Origin of the sequence: Paraburkholderia atlantica (assembly GCF_009362785.1) — a bacterium.
In the GTDB taxonomy this organism is placed as follows: Bacteria; Pseudomonadota; Gammaproteobacteria; order Burkholderiales; family Burkholderiaceae; genus Paraburkholderia; species Paraburkholderia atlantica.
This window is the reverse complement of record NZ_WHNQ01000020.1, coordinates 91846-107229: the sequence shown is the minus strand read 5'-3', so window position 1 is coordinate 107229 and position 15384 is coordinate 91846. Positions and strand designations below refer to the sequence as shown.

Sequence of the window (15384 nt, the reverse complement as noted above, 5' to 3'; positions counted from 1 at the left end):
AAACGGAAAGCTGGAAGTGCCGCTTGAGCATACGGGCGGTTGCAGGCTAATGTCGCTCCATCAACGCTTCATTTGAAGACAAGACCATCCATGAAACTCGAAGAAATCGAGGCCTTCGTTGCCGTCGTGCGCAGCCAGTCGCTGAGTCAGGCCGCCGATTCTCTCGCACTGACGCAACCTGCTGTCACGCGCCGCATCCAGAACTTCGAAGAAGCGCTTGGCGTCGAACTGCTCGATCGCAACACGAAGCCGCTGAAGACCACGCCGATGGGCCGAGTTGTGTATGAGCAATGCCGTGCCATCGTGCGCGAGGTGGATGCGCTCGGACATCTGGTCGCGGACGACGCGCCACTCGCGGGGGTATTGCGCCTCGGCGTCGCACAGACGGTTGCCGATGTGGCGATGCTCAAGGCGCTTCATGCGCTGCGCTGCGCGCATCCCGAGTTGCGGGCGCGGGTGACGACGGGATGGGGTAACCCGCTACTGCAGAAGGTCGACGAGGCCGAACTGGATGCGGTGATCGTGCTGCTGCCAACGAACCGTGCGTTACAGGAAACGCTCGCAGGCGAAACGCTGGGCGAGCTGAAGCTCGCTGTGGTCGCGCAAAAGGGCAGCCTGAAGAAGCGTGCGTATACGCTCGCGGAATGCCAATCGTATGGCTGGGTATTGAATCCGGATGGCTGCGGCTTTCGCGCGGGCTTGCAGCAGGCCCTCGCGGCGAAAGGTTACACGCTGAAGCTCAACCTCGAAACGCTCGGCACCGAGTTGCAGCTCGGGCTTGTCGCCGACGGCGTCGGCCTGGGGCTGGTTCCGCTGCCCTTGCTGCACAACAGCGTGCATGCAGCGCAACTCGACGTGGTTCCGATCACCGACTTCAAACCGGAAATCGCCGTGTGGATCGTACGTTCGCGCGCGTTGGGCAAGATGCAGTCGGCGCTCGCCGTACTCGCGGAAAGCGTCGAACAGAGCTTCAAGGCGGCACGTCTATCACGTGCCGCCTGATCCCGATCAGACCACGAAGAAGCCATGCGTGCCGTCGCGATCGAGTTGCGCGACGAGGCCGTATTCCCATTCCAGATAGGCGTTCATCGCTTCGCGCGCATTGTCGGTGCCTTCATACGGACGACGATAGCGATCGATACGCGGCGAAGCGAGCCGGGCGTCTCCCGATTCGGTCAGAAAGCCCGCACTTATCCACGCCGATGTGCCGCCCTCCAGCACATGCACGGGCTTACCTGTTAGCGAGGCGACTTCGGGTGCGGCGAACGGTGCCAGCGCGTTGGTCGCGCAGGTGACGACATAACGTTTCGCGTCGGGCAGCGCGCGAAGATCGTCGACATCGTTCGACAGGCGCGAACGCACGATCCAGTGCGCACCCGGAATATGCGCCTTCACGTGGTTCGCGCTCGACGTAACGTCGATCACCACGGTGCGGCTCGATGGATCGGCGAGCAGCGCGGCGAGTTCTTCCGCGGATAGGGCGGGGGTGTGCGCGGGCTCCGGCTTCGTGCTGCGCCAGGGGCCACTAGCCGTGAGTTCCTGTCCGGCAGCGTCATCGATCACGTAGACGTCGATGTTCATCTGCGCGAGCCAAGATGCTGTCATGTTGGCGCGCACGCCGTCGTCGTCGAACAGCACGACGCGCGCGCCGCGCACGGGCGCGAACATGTCCGTCTCCTGCACGAGCTGGCCGCCCGGCGCGCCCTGAAACCCCGGTGCATGCGCGCGTTCGTATTCGGCAGGCGTGCGCACATCGAAGCGATACGTGGTGCGCGACGGATCGGACGCCCAGCGAGCGGCTTCATCGAGCGTCGTGCGTTGGACGCCCGCGCGGTCGGCGAGCGCGCGCGCTGCGTTGCGCGATGCAGCGAGGTTCGTCTGATCGAGACCGGCCTCGGCATCGAACCGACGGCTGCTGCCGTGCTCCAGCGTCTGCCCCGCGAGCGTCCAGCCGATGGTGCCGTTGCGCAGCGCCGCGACGGGATTCGGCAACCCCGCATTGACTAGCGATTGCGTGCCGATGATGCTGCGTGTGCGCCCCGCGCAATTGACGATCACACGCGTCTTAGGATCCGGCGCGAGCGCTCGCGCGCGCAGCACGAGTTCCGCGCCGGGCACGCTGATGCTGCCGGGAATGTTCATCGTCTGATATTCGTCGAAGCGGCGCGCGTCGAGCACGACGACGTCGTCACCGTTTTCAAGCAAGATTCCGACCGCCTCGGCGGAAAGCGAAGGCGTGTGCCGCTGCGCTTCGACGAATTCGCCGAAAGCCTTGCTCGGCACGTTGACGTCGCGGAACACTTCGCCGCCGGCGCGAATCCATCCGTCGAGTCCGCCCGCCAGCAGTGCGATCCGTGTGTATCCGAGGGACGTGAGCTTGTCGGCGGCGCGCGTCGCAAGTCCTTCGCCAGCGTCGAACAGCACGATGGGTACGTCGCGGCGGGGCAAACGGGTGTAGGCGTCCAGTTCGATCTTCGACAGCGGAAAATTCGCGGCGAAGAGCGGATGAGCCTGTGCATGCGGGTCTTCTTCGCGCACGTCGAGCAGCGCGATTTCACGGCGCGCGAGCAGCGCTTCGCGCACGTCTTCATACGTGCGGACGGAATATGACTTCATGAAAGAGGTATTTCCTTGCTGAGATCCCACAGGTTGGGGAGCGTGTCGTTCGAATAGCCTGAAATAAACGGCTTTGGCCGCTCGTTTGGCGGGTACGTGGAGCGGCGCACCGCGCCGATGTTCGCGCCATAAACATGGATGCTGACGGACGTGCGGTCGTCATACGCATTGCGCACGCGATGAATGTCGCCGATGGCGGGCGACACCGCTTCGACATCGCCCGCTTCGAGACGTACTTCGGCGCCCGCCACGCATAGCGTGCCGTCGTCGTTGCGCGCGTAGGGCGCGGCAAGTTCCGCGCCGCGCAGCACACCGATGAGTCCCCACACGGTGTGATCGTGAATCGGCGTCTGCTGGCCCGGACCCCAGACGAAGCTGACGACGCTGAAGCGTTGGCGTGCATCGGCGTAGAGCAGAAACTGCTGATAGCGATCGACGGAAGGCTGCGCATAAGCATCGGGCAGCCAGTCGTCGACGCGGATCAACTCGCGCAGCGCAAGGACGCCTTGGTGGAGCAATCCGGCTTCATCGACTCCGGAATCAACGAGTTCCGCAATCTCGCCGACAAAGTGCCGAAGTTTGTGAATGGCCATCAGTCGAGCAACTCCCGTTCGTTTTCGATCAGCCCTTCGTACAGGCTGTCGAATGCATGACGCGCACCGTTCGCGCGGCCGACCTGCTGATGCGTGAGGTCTGCCATATCGTGCGGAATCGGCCGTGGCGTGAGATCGGGGCGCGCCTCGTGAATGGCAGCGTGAATGGCAAACGCAGCCTGATTCACAGGATCATCGCCCACCACGATCTCGCCGTGGCGATTCACCAGCAGGAGATCGGACACGCGCATGCGGCCGAAGTGCCGGCCCAGCGGATTGACCCAGAAGTGGTCCGTCCATTCGGGATCGCGCGCGGTGATATGACCCGCGAGCCCTTGCGCGAAGCCATATTGCGCGAACAGTCGAAATGCGCCCGCAAGACGTTGCTGACGATGCAGACGTTCTTCTGCAAGCGTACGTTGTGGTTCCAGTTCTTCGTCGAACCAGAACTTGCGCACAGGTGTGTCATGCCGCACGAGCGACGGTTGATCGGCGGCGAGAAGGGTGCTCATGATCGCTCCGGTCAGGCGGCGCGGCGTGCGCGGGACGTGAGTTCGCGGGTCGCGGGAATCAGTTCGCGCCCATAGTCGATGGCGTCTTCTAATGGATCGAAGCCGCGAATGAGGAAGGTCGTCACGCCGAGTTCATGATATTCGGCGAGCGTCTGCGCGACTTGCGCCGGCGTGCCGACAAGCGCAGTGGAATTCGAGCGTCCGCCGATTTCTTTTGCCACGGCGGTCCAGAGACGTTCGTCCGCGCGTACGCCGTCGCCGGATGCCGCGAGCAGGCGGCGCGCGCCTTCGCTTTGCTGCGGACCGCCGCGCGAGAAGCCCTGTTCGACACGCAAGCGACGTGTCTCTTCGAGGATGTGTTCTGCGCGCTCCCATGCGGCACTTTCCGTCGCGGCAAGGATCGGCCGGAACGACACGGAGAAGCGCACGCTGCGGCCGTGTTTCGCGGCTTCGGCGCGCACGCGCGTCACCTGTTCATGCACCTGCTGTTTCGATTCGCCCCACAGTGCATAGACGTCGGCATGTTTGCCGGCCACGGCGAGCGCGGGCTCGGATGCACCGCCGAAATAGATGGGCACATGCGGCGACTGTTTCGGCTTGACCTCGGAGAACGCCTTTTCCACGCGGTAGAAGCGGCCTTCGTGATCGAACGGCTGATCTTCCGTCCACACGCGACGCAGAATCTGCAGGTATTCGTCGGTGCGCGCGTAACGGTCGTCGTGACTCAGGAAGTCGCCGTCGCGCCGTTGATCTTCGTCGCTGCCGCCGGAGATGAAGTGCACACCGAGCCGGCCGCCCGAGAAGTGATCGAGCGTGGCGATCTGCCGGGCCGCGAGTGTTGGCGCGACAAAGCCCGGGCGATGCGCGAGCATGAAGTGCACTTTCGATGTCGCGCTCGCCGCGTAGGCGATCGTGATCGTCGCATCGGGGCTCGTCGAACTGTGCGGGACCAGAATGCGATCGAAGCCGGCGTTCTCGTGCGCCTGCGCAAAGGCGCGTACGTAGTCGGTATCGATAGCGGGCCCTTGCGGAAGATGCGTTTCCGACACCTTGCGCTGTTGAATCATGCCGATGAATTCGACGCTCATGTTAGTTCCCTGCGGAAATCCGTTTTGATGATGAAATACATGTCACAACAGACGCAACGATGAACGAAGCGCCTGCGGATGATCGAAACGAGGCTAACACTACGTTATGCAAAGGCTAAATAGTTAATTCAGATAAACATATAGAGATCGCATGTTGCGCAAGAGATCTGCAACGCCTTTCATATCGCGTTTTACGATTTCCATTCGAAAATCTCTTCGTAGACCGGGTTTTTGCGTGACTCTATTATCGGCTCTCCCAGGACTGAGCGCGGCGAGGTCTTATCTAACGGCCAAATAGGTTCCCAGTCCATTCCCGCGCGTGGAAGTCCGTGGAGGCGTGATCTGAGCCTCTTGCAGTCGCGAGCGCTTTGAATCAATACATTCCATTGACGAGAGTCGAGTATGAGTCAAGCTTTGTCCACATTACGGCGTTTCTTTTTCGCTCGAAACGCGTCGGCAGTCCACGCTATCCTCTTTGTGCTGGCCTTCAGTACGTCATCCGCATTCGCGGGCGACGCACAGACACTCAAGATCGGCACATCGACCAGCCCGCAAATCGAAGCGTTGAAGACCGCGGCTCAGGAAGCCAAACAGCAAGGGCTCGACGTCAAGATCATCGAATTCACCGACTGGAATACGCCGAACGCCGCCCTCGCGAACAAGGATATCGACGTCAACTATTTCCAGCACATTCCCTTCCTCGAAAACGCAAAGAAGCAGGGTGGTTACGACTTCGTGGCGATTGCTCCCGGCACGATCATGAAGATCGGCCTCTATTCGAAGAAGGTAAAGCGCTTTGAGGATCTGAAGGATGGCGCCACGGTTGCGATCGCGAACGATCCCGTCAACGGTGGTCGCGGACTGCTACTGCTGCAACGCGCTGGACTTATCAAGCTGAAGCCTGGCGCCGACTACCGCGCGACCACGCTGGATATCGTCGATAACCCGAAGCATCTGAAGATCGTTGCCCTTGAGGCGTCGCAACTGGCACGCTCGCTCGATGACGTCGATCTCGCGCAGGGCTATCCGAGCTTCATCAAACTCGCGGGCACGGCCGATCCGAATAGCGCGCTGTTGTTCGATGGCCTCGAAAACAAGAACTTTGCGATTCAATGGGTGGTGCGCCCGGAAAGCGTCAACGACCCGCGCATCCTCAAGTTCATTTCGATCTACCAGCATTCGCATGCCGTGCGAGTTGCGCTCGATAAGGCGTTCGGCAATCTGTACGCTGTCGCGTGGTGAGACGAGGATCGGCAAGGAATTCCACATGACCCATCTGCTCGACGCTGTGCGCTTCATCGAGGAAGAATCGGCATTCGCCGTCGGAGCGCCGGAGCACGGCACCGCACCTGCCGTCGTATTCGACGCTGCAGGCAAGGTATTCAAGCCGGCACGCGGTCAGCCCGCCGTCGCGTTGACGAACGTACGGTTGAATGTGCGTCGTGGCGAGATATTCGGCATCATCGGGCGCAGCGGTGCGGGCAAGTCGACCTTGCTGCGCCTTGTCAATGGACTCGAAAAGCCGTCCTCGGGAGCGGTGCTCGTGAACGGCGTGAGCGTCGGCGAACTCGGCGAGAGCGGACTCGTCACATTGCGTCGGCGCATCGGCATGGTTTTCCAGCACTTCAACCTGCTGTCGGCGAAAACGGTCTATGACAATATCGCGTTGCCGCTCAGGATCGCGGGCGTGTCCCGGGCGGCCATCGAAGAGAAAGTCTCGGCCCTGCTCGATCTCGTCGGGTTGTCGGCCAAGCGAGACGCATTTCCGGCGAGTCTTTCGGGCGGGCAGAAGCAGCGCGTCGGCATTGCACGTGCGCTCGTACACGATCCCGACATTTTGCTGTGCGACGAAGCGACCTCTGCGCTCGACCCGGAGACGACACAGTCGATTCTCGCGCTGTTACGCGATATCAACCGGCGTCTCGGTCTGACGATCATTCTCATCACGCACGAAATGGGCGTGATACGCGAAGCCTGCGACACCGTCGCTGTCATCGAGCAGGGCGCCGTAGTCGAAACAGGCCCCGTGTGGCGAGTGTTCGGCGAGCCACAGCATGACGCGACGCGCGCGCTGTTGCGCACATTGGTGCACGCCCTTCCCGACGATCTTGCCGCCCGCCTGAAGCCGGCGAGCAGTCCTGCATTGCCTGGCGAGGCGGCCGATGTTCTGCTTGACGTGCGCTACACGGGGGCCAGCGGAAACGATCCGGACCTTGCGGCATTGAGCTCGTCGTTGACGGTGGACGGCGGCGCGGTGCGCTTCGTGCATGGCGGAATCGACCGCATTCAGGGACATGCACAGGGGCGTCTCGTGCTGGCGGCGCGGTTGTCGGCGCATGAGAGGTCAGAGGGCGCATTCGCGAGCCGCATCGCCGTGCTGGTTGAGCGTGCGCGGCGACACGCGGATCACGTGGAGGTGCTTGGCTATGTCTGAACTGTGGCTCTCGGAACTGACGGGTGCGATTCGTGACACGTTGCTGATGGTCGGCATTTCGGCATGCATCGCGTTGATCGTCGGCATTCCGCTTGCGCTGGTGCTCGTCACGACCACTCGGGGTGGTATCTACGAGCGACGCACGGTGAATTCGACGCTCGGCGGTCTCGTCAACGCGCTGCGCTCGACGCCGTTCATCATTTTGCTCGTCGCGCTGTTGCCGCTCACGCGTGTTCTGGTCGGCACGACGATCGGCGTGTGGGCTGCGATCGTGCCGCTCTCTATCGCAGGGATTCCATTCTTTGCCCGCGTTGCCGAAGTCAGTCTGCGCGAAGTGGATCGCGGTCTGATCGAGGCCGCCCAGGCGATGGGTGCGCAGCGCCGCCACATCATCTGGCATGTACTGCTGCCAGAAGCGCTGCCGGGCATCCTGGGCGGATTCACGATCACGATTGTGGCGATGATCGGCTCGTCCGCGATGGCGGGCGCCGTCGGTGCGGGCGGGCTTGGCGATCTCGCGATCCGTTATGGCTACCAGCGCTTCGACACGACTGTGATGGTGACGGTGATTGTGTTGCTCATCGCGATTGTCACGGCGGTGCAGGTCGCCGGGGACCGCCTTGTTCGCCGTCTCGCGCGACGCGCGTGAAGTCCGGCTGGATCGGCCGGAAGCGAATCGTGGCGCTGCACGGCGCACCTCGTACAGACTTTCTGCAGCGACATCGCAGCGCGTGCTCTTTCCGGGGCGATTTGTCCGGATTCTCGAGGCACAGGCCTGCCCGCATGAGTGCCGGCTTGTCCGTAAATCCTGCTAAGCAATCTCGGATTCGATAGTAGGCGTGGCGCGCCGCGACTGATCCAATATGTGATTGGCCTCGTCTGCGGCGGATTGCAATGTCTGCTCCTTCGTTTGTGACGCGACGCCGCGAGCCGACGGGCTTCACTTTTGCATTCGAGCCAACATCATGTCGACATTTCAATCCGATGCCGTGGCGCAGTTGCCGCGACGTCCCGATCCTGCGCGCGTCAAGCGCATCAAGGACGATTCCGAAGCCCTCGATGCGGCGCGCACCCTCGCGGCAGACTTCGCAGCGGGTGCCGCCGAACGAGATCGCGACCGCATCCTGCCATGGGCCGAACTCGACCGGTGGTCCGAAAGCGGGCTGGGAGGGATTACCGTACCGGCGGAATACGGCGGCGCCGACGTTTCGTTCGCGACGCTTGCGGAAGTCTTCGTGATTCTTTGCGCGGCCGATCCCGCGTTGGGTCAGATCCCGCAAAATCATTTCGGCGTGCTGGGCGTACTTCGCGAGATCGGCACACCGGCCCAAAAAGCGCGCCTGTATGGCGAAGTGCTGGCGGGCCAGCGGCTCGGCAATGCCGGCCCGGAACGCCGCTCCGCATCGAGCGCGACGATCCTGCAAGGCACGACGCGCTTGCGTGCGACGCAAGATGGGCTGCGGCTAGACGGCAAGCGTTTCTATTCTACGGGCGCGCTGTTTGCGCACCGCGTCCCGGCCCGCGCGACCGACGACGAAGGACGTGCCGTTCAGGTCTGGGTGCCGCGCGATGCCGCTGGCCTGAGCGTGATCGATGACTGGAATTCGTTCGGGCAGCGCACAACCGCGAGCGGAACCGTGATTTTCGACCAGGTGTCCGTCGATGCCGACGATGTATTGCCCATCTGGCAGCTTGGCGACCGTCCGGGTCTGTTCGGGCCGACTTCTCAACTGATACAGGCCGCCATCGACCAGGGAATCGCCGAGGCGGCCGTGGCCGATGCAATCCATTTCGTGCGCGAGCGTTCCCGGCCGTGGATCGATTCGGGGCTGGAGCGCGCCGTCGATGATCCCTACATCATCGCCGACGTCGGCCGCCTGCAAATCGATCTCCACGCCGCGCACGAAGTGCTGATCGAGGCTGGCCACACGCTCGACGCCATCGCTTCGCAGCCGGTCGATGCCGCGGCGAGCGCGCGTGCGTCCGTTGCCGTGGCTCAGGCAAAAGTGCTCACGACGCGCATCGCGCTTGAAGCCAGCGAGAAGCTGTTCGAACTGGCGGGGTCCGCGTCGACGCGCGCGGCACACAGCCTCGATCGCCATTGGCGCAATGCACGCACCCACACGCTGCACGATCCCGTGCGCTGGAAGTTGCATCTGGTCGGTAACTATTTTCTGAATGACGTACTGCCCGTGCGGCATTCGTGGAACTGAAAAATGGCAACAGACATTCATGACAGTACGCTTGAGCGCACCACGCCGGCCGAATCGACGCGCGCGAGGCCGGCACGAATCGCCGATGACGCACACGCGTTGCTCGCCGCTCGACAGCTCGCCGCAGCTTTCGCCCCCGAAGCCGCGGCGCGCGATCGCGATCGCCGGTTGCCATGGGCCGAACTCGACGCGTTTGCGGCGAGTGGTCTATGGGCGATCACGGTGCCTCGCGAATATGGCGGCGCGGGCGTCAGCAGCAAGACGCTCGCGCAAGTGACGGCGATCATTGCGGCAGCTGATGGCTCTTTGGGCCAGATTCCGCAGAATCATTTCTATGCACTGGAAGTGCTGCGTGTCGGCGGGCGCCCTGAGCAACAGCGCTTCTTCTATGATCGCGTACTGGCGGGAGACCGATTCGGCAACGCACTCGCCGAGACTGGCCACAAGGACTTCAAACGGCGCACGCGGCTCACGCGCGGCGCGGCCGGGTGGCAAGTCGAAGGGCGAAAATTCTATTGCACCGGCGCGCTGTTCGCACACTGGATTCCCACACTGGCGGTCAGCGAAGAAGATGGGCGCGATGTCACTTACCTCGTGTTCATCCCGCGCGACGCGCCGGGTGTCGAAGTGATCGACGACTGGGACGGTTTCGGGCAACGCATCACGGGCAGCGGCTCCGTGCAGTTCGATCAGGTGCGCGTCGAGCCAGAATGGATCGTGCCGTTTCAGACTTCGTTCGAGCGGCCTACGACGATCGGCCCGTTCGCGCAGATCATGCATGCGGCAATCGATCTGGGACAGGCGCGCGGGGCATTTCAGGCAGCGTTGCAGTTCGTGCGCGAGCATTCGCGGCCATGGATCGACGCGAGGGTGGAACATGCGTCGCAGGATCCGCTCACCATCACGGCCTTCGGTGATCTTGCCGTTCGCCTGAGCGCGGCGGAAGCGCTGTTGCGCCGGGCGGGCCGCTTCGTCGATGCAGCGCAGGCGAAGCCAGCCGAACGCTCCGTTGCTGAGGCGTCGATCGCCGTGGCTGAGGCGCGCGCGCTCACCACGACGGTCTCGCTTGAAGCCGGCTCGCGGCTGTTCGAACTCGCCGGCACGGCCGCGACGCTCGACGGCCTCGGCCTCGACCGGTTCTGGCGCAATGCACGCACCCACACGCTGCATGATCCCGTGCGCTGGAAGTATCACGCCGTCGGCAACTTCTATCTCAACGACAAACATCCGCCCAGGCACGGAGCCTTGTGATGGCAAAAAAGCAGATCCTGCTGAACGCATTCAACATGAATTGCGTCGGCCATATCAACCACGGGTTATGGACGCATCCGCGCGATCGCTCGGCAGACTATCGGACACTGCCGTACTGGACCGATCTGGCGCGCACGCTCGAGCGTGGACTGTTCGACGGGCTGTTTCTGGCCGACATCGTTGGCGTGTATGACGTTTATCAACACAACGTCGATGTGACGTTGCGGGAATCGATCCAGCTTCCCGTCAACGATCCCACGCTGCTGATTTCGGCGATGGCCGCCGTTACCAGGCATCTCGGGTTCGGCGTCACGGTCAATCTCACCTACGAGCAGCCCTATCTGCTTGCACGGCGTTTCTCGACGCTCGATCATTTGACGCAAGGCAGAGTCGGCTGGAACATCGTGACGGGCTATCTCGACAGTGCGGCAAGGGCGATGGGACTTGAAGAGCAGTTGCCCCACGACGAGCGCTACGACCGCGCGGACGAATACCTCGACGTGCTGTACAAGCTCTGGGAAGGGAGCTGGGAAGCGGATGCGGTGCTTCGCGACAAGTCGGCGCGTGTGTATGCCGATCCGGCGAAGGTCCACAAGATCCGGCACGCGGGGCGCTACTACAACGTAGACGGCTATCACCTCGCGGAGCCGTCGCCGCAGCGCACGCCAGTTTTGTTTCAGGCGGGGAGTTCGGGGCGTGGTCAACGTTTTGCCGCCCGTCACGCAGAATGCGTGTTCATTTCGCCCCCGAGTCGAGCGGTTGCACGCGAGACGGTCAAGACGCTGCGCGAGCAACTGGTTGAAGCGGGACGACGCCCAGATGACGTGAAGGTGTTCGCCGGCGCGGCAGTCGTGACGGGGGCCACGGAGCGCGAAGCTCGCGAGAAATACGCGGACTATCTTCGGTATGCAAGCCGCGACGCAGGGGTTGCGCATTTTGCCGCCAGCACGGGCATCGACTACGCACAATACGATCTTGACGCCCCCGTCGATTACGCGCCCACCAATGCCATCGAGTCCGCCACGCGCACAGCAAAGCAACACGGCTGGACGCGACGCAAGCTGCTCGAGATGTTCGAGCTGGGTGGCCGGTATCCCGCCATCGTCGGGAGTGCCGCGCAGGTCGCGGATGAACTGCAGGGCTGGATCGAAGAAACCGGTATCGATGGATTCAATCTGAGCCGTACGGTCGTGCCCGAGAGCTACGAAGACTTCATCGATCACATCGTGCCCGAACTGCAGAGCCGGGGTCTTTACAAGACTGCTTATGCGGACGGAACGCTGCGCGGCAAGCTGTTTGGGCGCGGCGATCATTTGCCCGAGCAGCACACCGCGTCGGATTTCCGTGTCGGATCGAACGAGCGAAGAGAGATTGAGCAAAACGTCCACCGTTGAGCAATCTCGTTGCTCGCGGATGAGCTGGCCGCTGGTGCGCTTCGCGGCTGATATCAGCGAATGACGATCTGATCGCGAAAGTTCATATGTCCAATCCGAAGATGCGTTCGAATCTGTCTATCGCGACGCGCCGAATCAGCACATCAAGATCATTCGCTATCCTGGCCGCGACGCGCGAATTGATCTGCGGCCGCTTCACGGGCGGCGGGAGCCACAACCCGGCGTGGGAATGCTCGGGCGCCGTCGCACCCCTCACGACAATTGGCGCGGCGACGAGAATCGACGCATCATCCGGCAAACGCGCCGGCACACCTGGCGGAATGCCGATCACCTGCGTATCGGGCAGGAGGGCGCGCACGGCATCGTTGAAGGCTTCGGGAAGTTGACTCGCGATCGTGACCCACGGATGTGTTGATATTAGTGGCTAAAGAGGCGTACCAGGATGGGGCGGCATCGGAGGGCGACGGAGTAACGCGTCGCGCCTTGATGCACGAGGCTACGGTTTGATCGCGCACTCGACAACGAACGAATGCTGAAGAACATATGAAGCGCGTCACGCCCGCGCCGGTTGAATGGACGGTCAGCCGTATTCACTTCCAGAAGAAACCAAAGATTGATTTGTTGGTTTGGCAAGGGCTGACGTTTTTGTAAGCTCACATGCCTACAACCGATAAAAGGTCGCCGGGCCCAACCCACGGGCGCGACGGCTCAGAGGAGAACCCGATGAAAGCTTTCCGCCGTGCATGGTCGCCCTTGACTGTCATCGCTCTCGGCGCGTTGATCGCAGTCAGCGTGACCGCGCATGCCGCCGATCCCGACAAGAAGGAAATCCGTTTCGGCGCGACGGCCGGGCCGTATTCCGATCAGATCCGCTATGGCATCAAGCCGCAGCTGGAGAAGGAAGGCTACAAGGTGACGATCGTCGAATTCAGCGATTATGTTCAGCCGAATCTCGCGCTCGCCGATGGCGCGCTCGATGCCAACGCATTCCAGCACGAGGTGTATCTGAAGAAGTTCTCGGCGGATCATAAGCTCGCGCTGTCGGAACTGGTAAAGGTGCCCACGGCGCCGATCGGACTATACAGTCACAAGCACAAGCGTCTCGATGAACTGACGGACGGTGCCACGGTGTCGCTGCCGAATGATGTCACCAATCAGGCGCGCGCTATCATCCTGCTGCAGCAGCTTGGCTGGGTGACGCTCAAGCCCGGCATCGATCCCGTCAAATCGTCGGAGCGCGATATCGATGCCAACCCGCACAAGATCAAGCTGGTGCCGCTGGAAGCCGCACAGTTGCCGCGTTCTCTGGATGACGTCGACTACGCATTTGTGAACGGCAACTTTGCGCTGGCCTCCGGCCTCAAGCTAACCGATGCGCTGCTGCTCGAGAAAATCCCGCCGTACTATCTGAACCTCGTCGCGGTGCGCACGGCCGATCTGCACAAGCCGTATGTGAAAGATATTGCGACCGCGTACAGATCGGCAGAGTTCAAGCGTGTAATCGACGAACGTTTTGCGGGTTTCTCGAAGCCGTCGGAATGATGTGAACGGGCGGTGCACGAGCGATGCGAACAATGCGGTAACTCGACTCCGCCTTGGGACATCATCCACTGTGGCTCCGGCGATGGCACCTGTGAATTGCTCTGCACTTCGTGCTTCAATGCCAGGACAGCCGAGTCGACCGGATTCACCGATTTCGAGAATGTCCGGCTTGACCCCATCCGGATGTTTGACTGCGAGGGGGAAGGCCCACCAGTTCCATTTCCAGCTCCTGGGCGACCGGATTGCGCTCGATGCCTTTGAGCTCCGCGGTTTGGGACCTACACTAAATGTCAAAGCCATTCTGAAATGTCCGCACAGTGGGTGCGGCGGAATTCTTGGACTGGTTTATATTGTCAGCCGGAGACTCTCCCGGTATTCAACCGGACTGAGTGCGCCAAGCGAGATCTTGATCCGTTTCTCGTTGTACCAGCGAATGTACGAGTCAACGACCTCGATGAATTGGTCGGTGCTGACGGCCTGCCAGTCCCGAGGGTAAAACGTTTCTCGAACGACTCTCGCCAATGCCGGTACTGAATCAGCACGTACTCGACCGCGTTGCGCTCGCATTGCAGCAGTAGCAAGACGGAGGGCAGATCTCAATTCTTTAGGTCGCGCAGTACTATCAAGCGCCAGAAAATCCGCACCAGAGATTCATTGCACTGGTATGGTCAATACGCGTGATGAGCGATGAGCGGAAAGCCCGAAAGCGCGAAAGCGCGAAAGCATTGGCGTACGGGTGTCCATCTCCGTGAATCTCATTGGCAAGGCGCGCGCGAGCTTTCCGTCAACATTATTTGACATAACATAATTTATCAATATTTTTGATGCGATGCGATGGCCGAGCTCAAGCAGCGCGTCGAGCGCGCGCGTCACAACGCGCCGTGGTCAGCGCAAATCGCGAGCTGGTCACCCTGTATTGGCAGATCGGCCGCGACATTCTCGAGCGGCAGGAGCAGCAAGGCTGGGCAGCCTTTCCCGACATGCGCGGATTCTCCTCGCGCAACCTCAAGTACATGCGAGCCCTGGCGCAAGCCTTTCCGCAGCCGGAATTTGTGCAACAGCCCGTTGCACAATTACCGTGGTCGCATGTCGTCACGCTGCTCGACAAGCTGGACGACGGCGCCCAGCGGCTCTGGTACGCAGAAAAATCGCTCGAGCGCGGCTGGTCGCGCAGCGTGCTGACCATGCAGATCGAGACGGCGGCGCATGCGCGTGCCGGCAGCGCCGTCACGGACTTCGCCGACCGGCTCGGCCTCCAGCGAATACCAACGCTCGAGAACGCCTTCACGCTCGAGCAAACCTTTGAAACGCGCACAGGCCCCCTGCCGCCGCAAGAATCCCTCGACCTGCCCGTAACGCGCACGCAACTCCTTGTGCGACAAAGCGCAAGGCGTGATGTCCTCCGAGATCAAACTCGTTCTTATGCGGTATCGCCACATAACGATTGTCAGAGAGCTCCTCGTCGAACGCGTCACTCGAATGGGAAGTCCGCCAGATCTTGCCCGTATCGAGCGAGATATACGCGTTATGCTCCATTGGACAATCCAGCGTTCATGAATCGATGCTCCTCATCGACAGCGCGCGACTTGCGATGCTCAGCACCCAACACCTGGCGCCCGGCTTCCACAGCGATTCCCCGGAAAGTATTCCATCCAGTGCCAACTATCTTTAGCTCAATTCGATGTTTCACCTTCTCCGTCCATGCGGTTTAGATTCGCAGCACAGTGCGACTTCCCCCTTC

At 61.7% G+C, this 15384-nt stretch carries 15 protein-coding genes and 1 pseudogene; 10 read left to right on the top strand and 6 right to left on the bottom strand.

The genetic code is table 11. The features are described from left to right. The first annotated feature begins 90 nt into the window (after window positions 1-90). Window positions 91-1002, top strand: coding sequence for a LysR family transcriptional regulator (locus tag GCT19_RS25595; RefSeq protein WP_152853487.1), 912 nt, complete (start codon window positions 91-93; stop codon window positions 1000-1002). A 6-nt stretch (window positions 1003-1008) separates the two neighbouring features. Here GCT19_RS25595 and GCT19_RS25590 read toward each other — a convergent pair whose 3' ends face one another. From GCT19_RS25590 to GCT19_RS25575, 4 genes are read right to left on the bottom strand one after another with little or no spacing between them, the layout of a single operon-like run. Then, window positions 1009-2616, bottom strand: a complete 1608-nt coding sequence (locus GCT19_RS25590; RefSeq protein ID WP_152853486.1) for a rhodanese-related sulfurtransferase — start codon at window positions 2614-2616, stop codon at window positions 1009-1011. After that, the gene (locus GCT19_RS25585; RefSeq protein WP_018432813.1) at window positions 2613-3209 is read right to left on the bottom strand and encodes a cysteine dioxygenase family protein; all 597 of its coding nucleotides are present in this window, start codon (window positions 3207-3209) and stop codon (window positions 2613-2615) included. Before GCT19_RS25585 ends, GCT19_RS25590 begins: the two co-directional genes overlap by 4 nt. Continuing rightward, the gene (locus GCT19_RS25580; RefSeq protein ID WP_152853485.1) at window positions 3209-3721 is read right to left on the bottom strand and encodes a class II aldolase/adducin family protein; all 513 of its coding nucleotides are present in this window, start codon (window positions 3719-3721) and stop codon (window positions 3209-3211) included. Before GCT19_RS25580 ends, GCT19_RS25585 begins: the two co-directional genes overlap by 1 nt. An 11-nt stretch (window positions 3722-3732) precedes the next feature. Beyond that, window positions 3733-4809: an LLM class flavin-dependent oxidoreductase gene (locus GCT19_RS25575; protein WP_152853484.1), complete on the bottom strand. Its 1077-nt coding sequence runs from the start codon at window positions 4807-4809 to the stop codon at window positions 3733-3735. A gap of 402 nt (window positions 4810-5211) precedes the next feature. On the opposite strand from GCT19_RS25575, the gene GCT19_RS25570 reads away from it, so the two are divergent. From GCT19_RS25570 to GCT19_RS25545, 6 genes are all read left to right on the top strand, one after another. After that, window positions 5212-6051, top strand: coding sequence for a MetQ/NlpA family ABC transporter substrate-binding protein (locus GCT19_RS25570; RefSeq protein ID WP_152853483.1), 840 nt, complete (start codon window positions 5212-5214; stop codon window positions 6049-6051). Window positions 6052-6076: 25 nt separating this feature from the next. Continuing rightward, window positions 6077-7243 carry a methionine ABC transporter ATP-binding protein gene (locus GCT19_RS25565; protein WP_152853482.1) on the top strand — a complete coding sequence of 389 codons (1167 nt, stop codon included), beginning with the start codon at window positions 6077-6079 and terminating at the stop codon, window positions 7241-7243. Further along, complete coding sequence (locus GCT19_RS25560; protein WP_018432818.1) at window positions 7236-7892, top strand: methionine ABC transporter permease; 657 nt, start codon at window positions 7236-7238, stop codon at window positions 7890-7892. Before GCT19_RS25565 ends, GCT19_RS25560 begins: the two co-directional genes overlap by 8 nt. 316 nt (window positions 7893-8208) lie before the next feature. Next, entirely contained in the window at window positions 8209-9456 is a 1248-nt protein-coding gene (locus GCT19_RS25555) for an SfnB family sulfur acquisition oxidoreductase (protein WP_152853481.1), read from the top strand. Between the two features lie 3 nt (window positions 9457-9459). Then, on the top strand, window positions 9460-10707 hold the full coding sequence (locus GCT19_RS25550; protein WP_152853480.1) for an SfnB family sulfur acquisition oxidoreductase: 1248 nt from the start codon (window positions 9460-9462) through the stop codon (window positions 10705-10707). Further along, complete coding sequence (locus GCT19_RS25545) at window positions 10707-12101, top strand: LLM class flavin-dependent oxidoreductase (RefSeq protein WP_018432821.1); 1395 nt, start codon at window positions 10707-10709, stop codon at window positions 12099-12101. Before GCT19_RS25550 ends, GCT19_RS25545 begins: the two co-directional genes overlap by 1 nt. Before the next feature lie 82 nt (window positions 12102-12183). On the opposite strand, the gene GCT19_RS42880 is transcribed toward GCT19_RS25545, so the two are convergent. Continuing rightward, entirely contained in the window at window positions 12184-12459 is a 276-nt protein-coding gene (locus GCT19_RS42880) for a hypothetical protein (protein ID WP_184247053.1), read from the bottom strand. Between the two features lie 365 nt (window positions 12460-12824). On the opposite strand from GCT19_RS42880, the gene GCT19_RS25535 reads away from it, so the two are divergent. Both GCT19_RS25535 and GCT19_RS45090 read left to right on the top strand, forming a co-directional pair. Further along, complete coding sequence (locus tag GCT19_RS25535; protein WP_152853478.1) at window positions 12825-13643, top strand: MetQ/NlpA family ABC transporter substrate-binding protein; 819 nt, start codon at window positions 12825-12827, stop codon at window positions 13641-13643. A gap of 12 nt (window positions 13644-13655) precedes the next feature. Next, window positions 13656-13904, top strand: coding sequence for a DUF7685 domain-containing protein (locus GCT19_RS45090; RefSeq protein ID WP_429262053.1), 249 nt, complete (start codon window positions 13656-13658; stop codon window positions 13902-13904). An 84-nt stretch (window positions 13905-13988) separates the two neighbouring features. On the opposite strand, the pseudogene GCT19_RS25525 reads toward GCT19_RS45090, so the two are convergent. Then, window positions 13989-14159: pseudogene (locus GCT19_RS25525) on the bottom strand (IS3 family transposase); the annotation flags it as partial. Window positions 14160-14524: 365 nt separating this feature from the next. On the opposite strand from GCT19_RS25525, the gene GCT19_RS25520 reads away from it, so the two are divergent. Next, window positions 14525-15355 (top strand): DUF1016 N-terminal domain-containing protein, encoded by an 831-nt coding sequence (locus tag GCT19_RS25520; protein ID WP_321576872.1) that lies wholly within the window; start codon window positions 14525-14527, stop codon window positions 15353-15355. Window positions 15356-15384 lie beyond the last annotated feature (29 nt).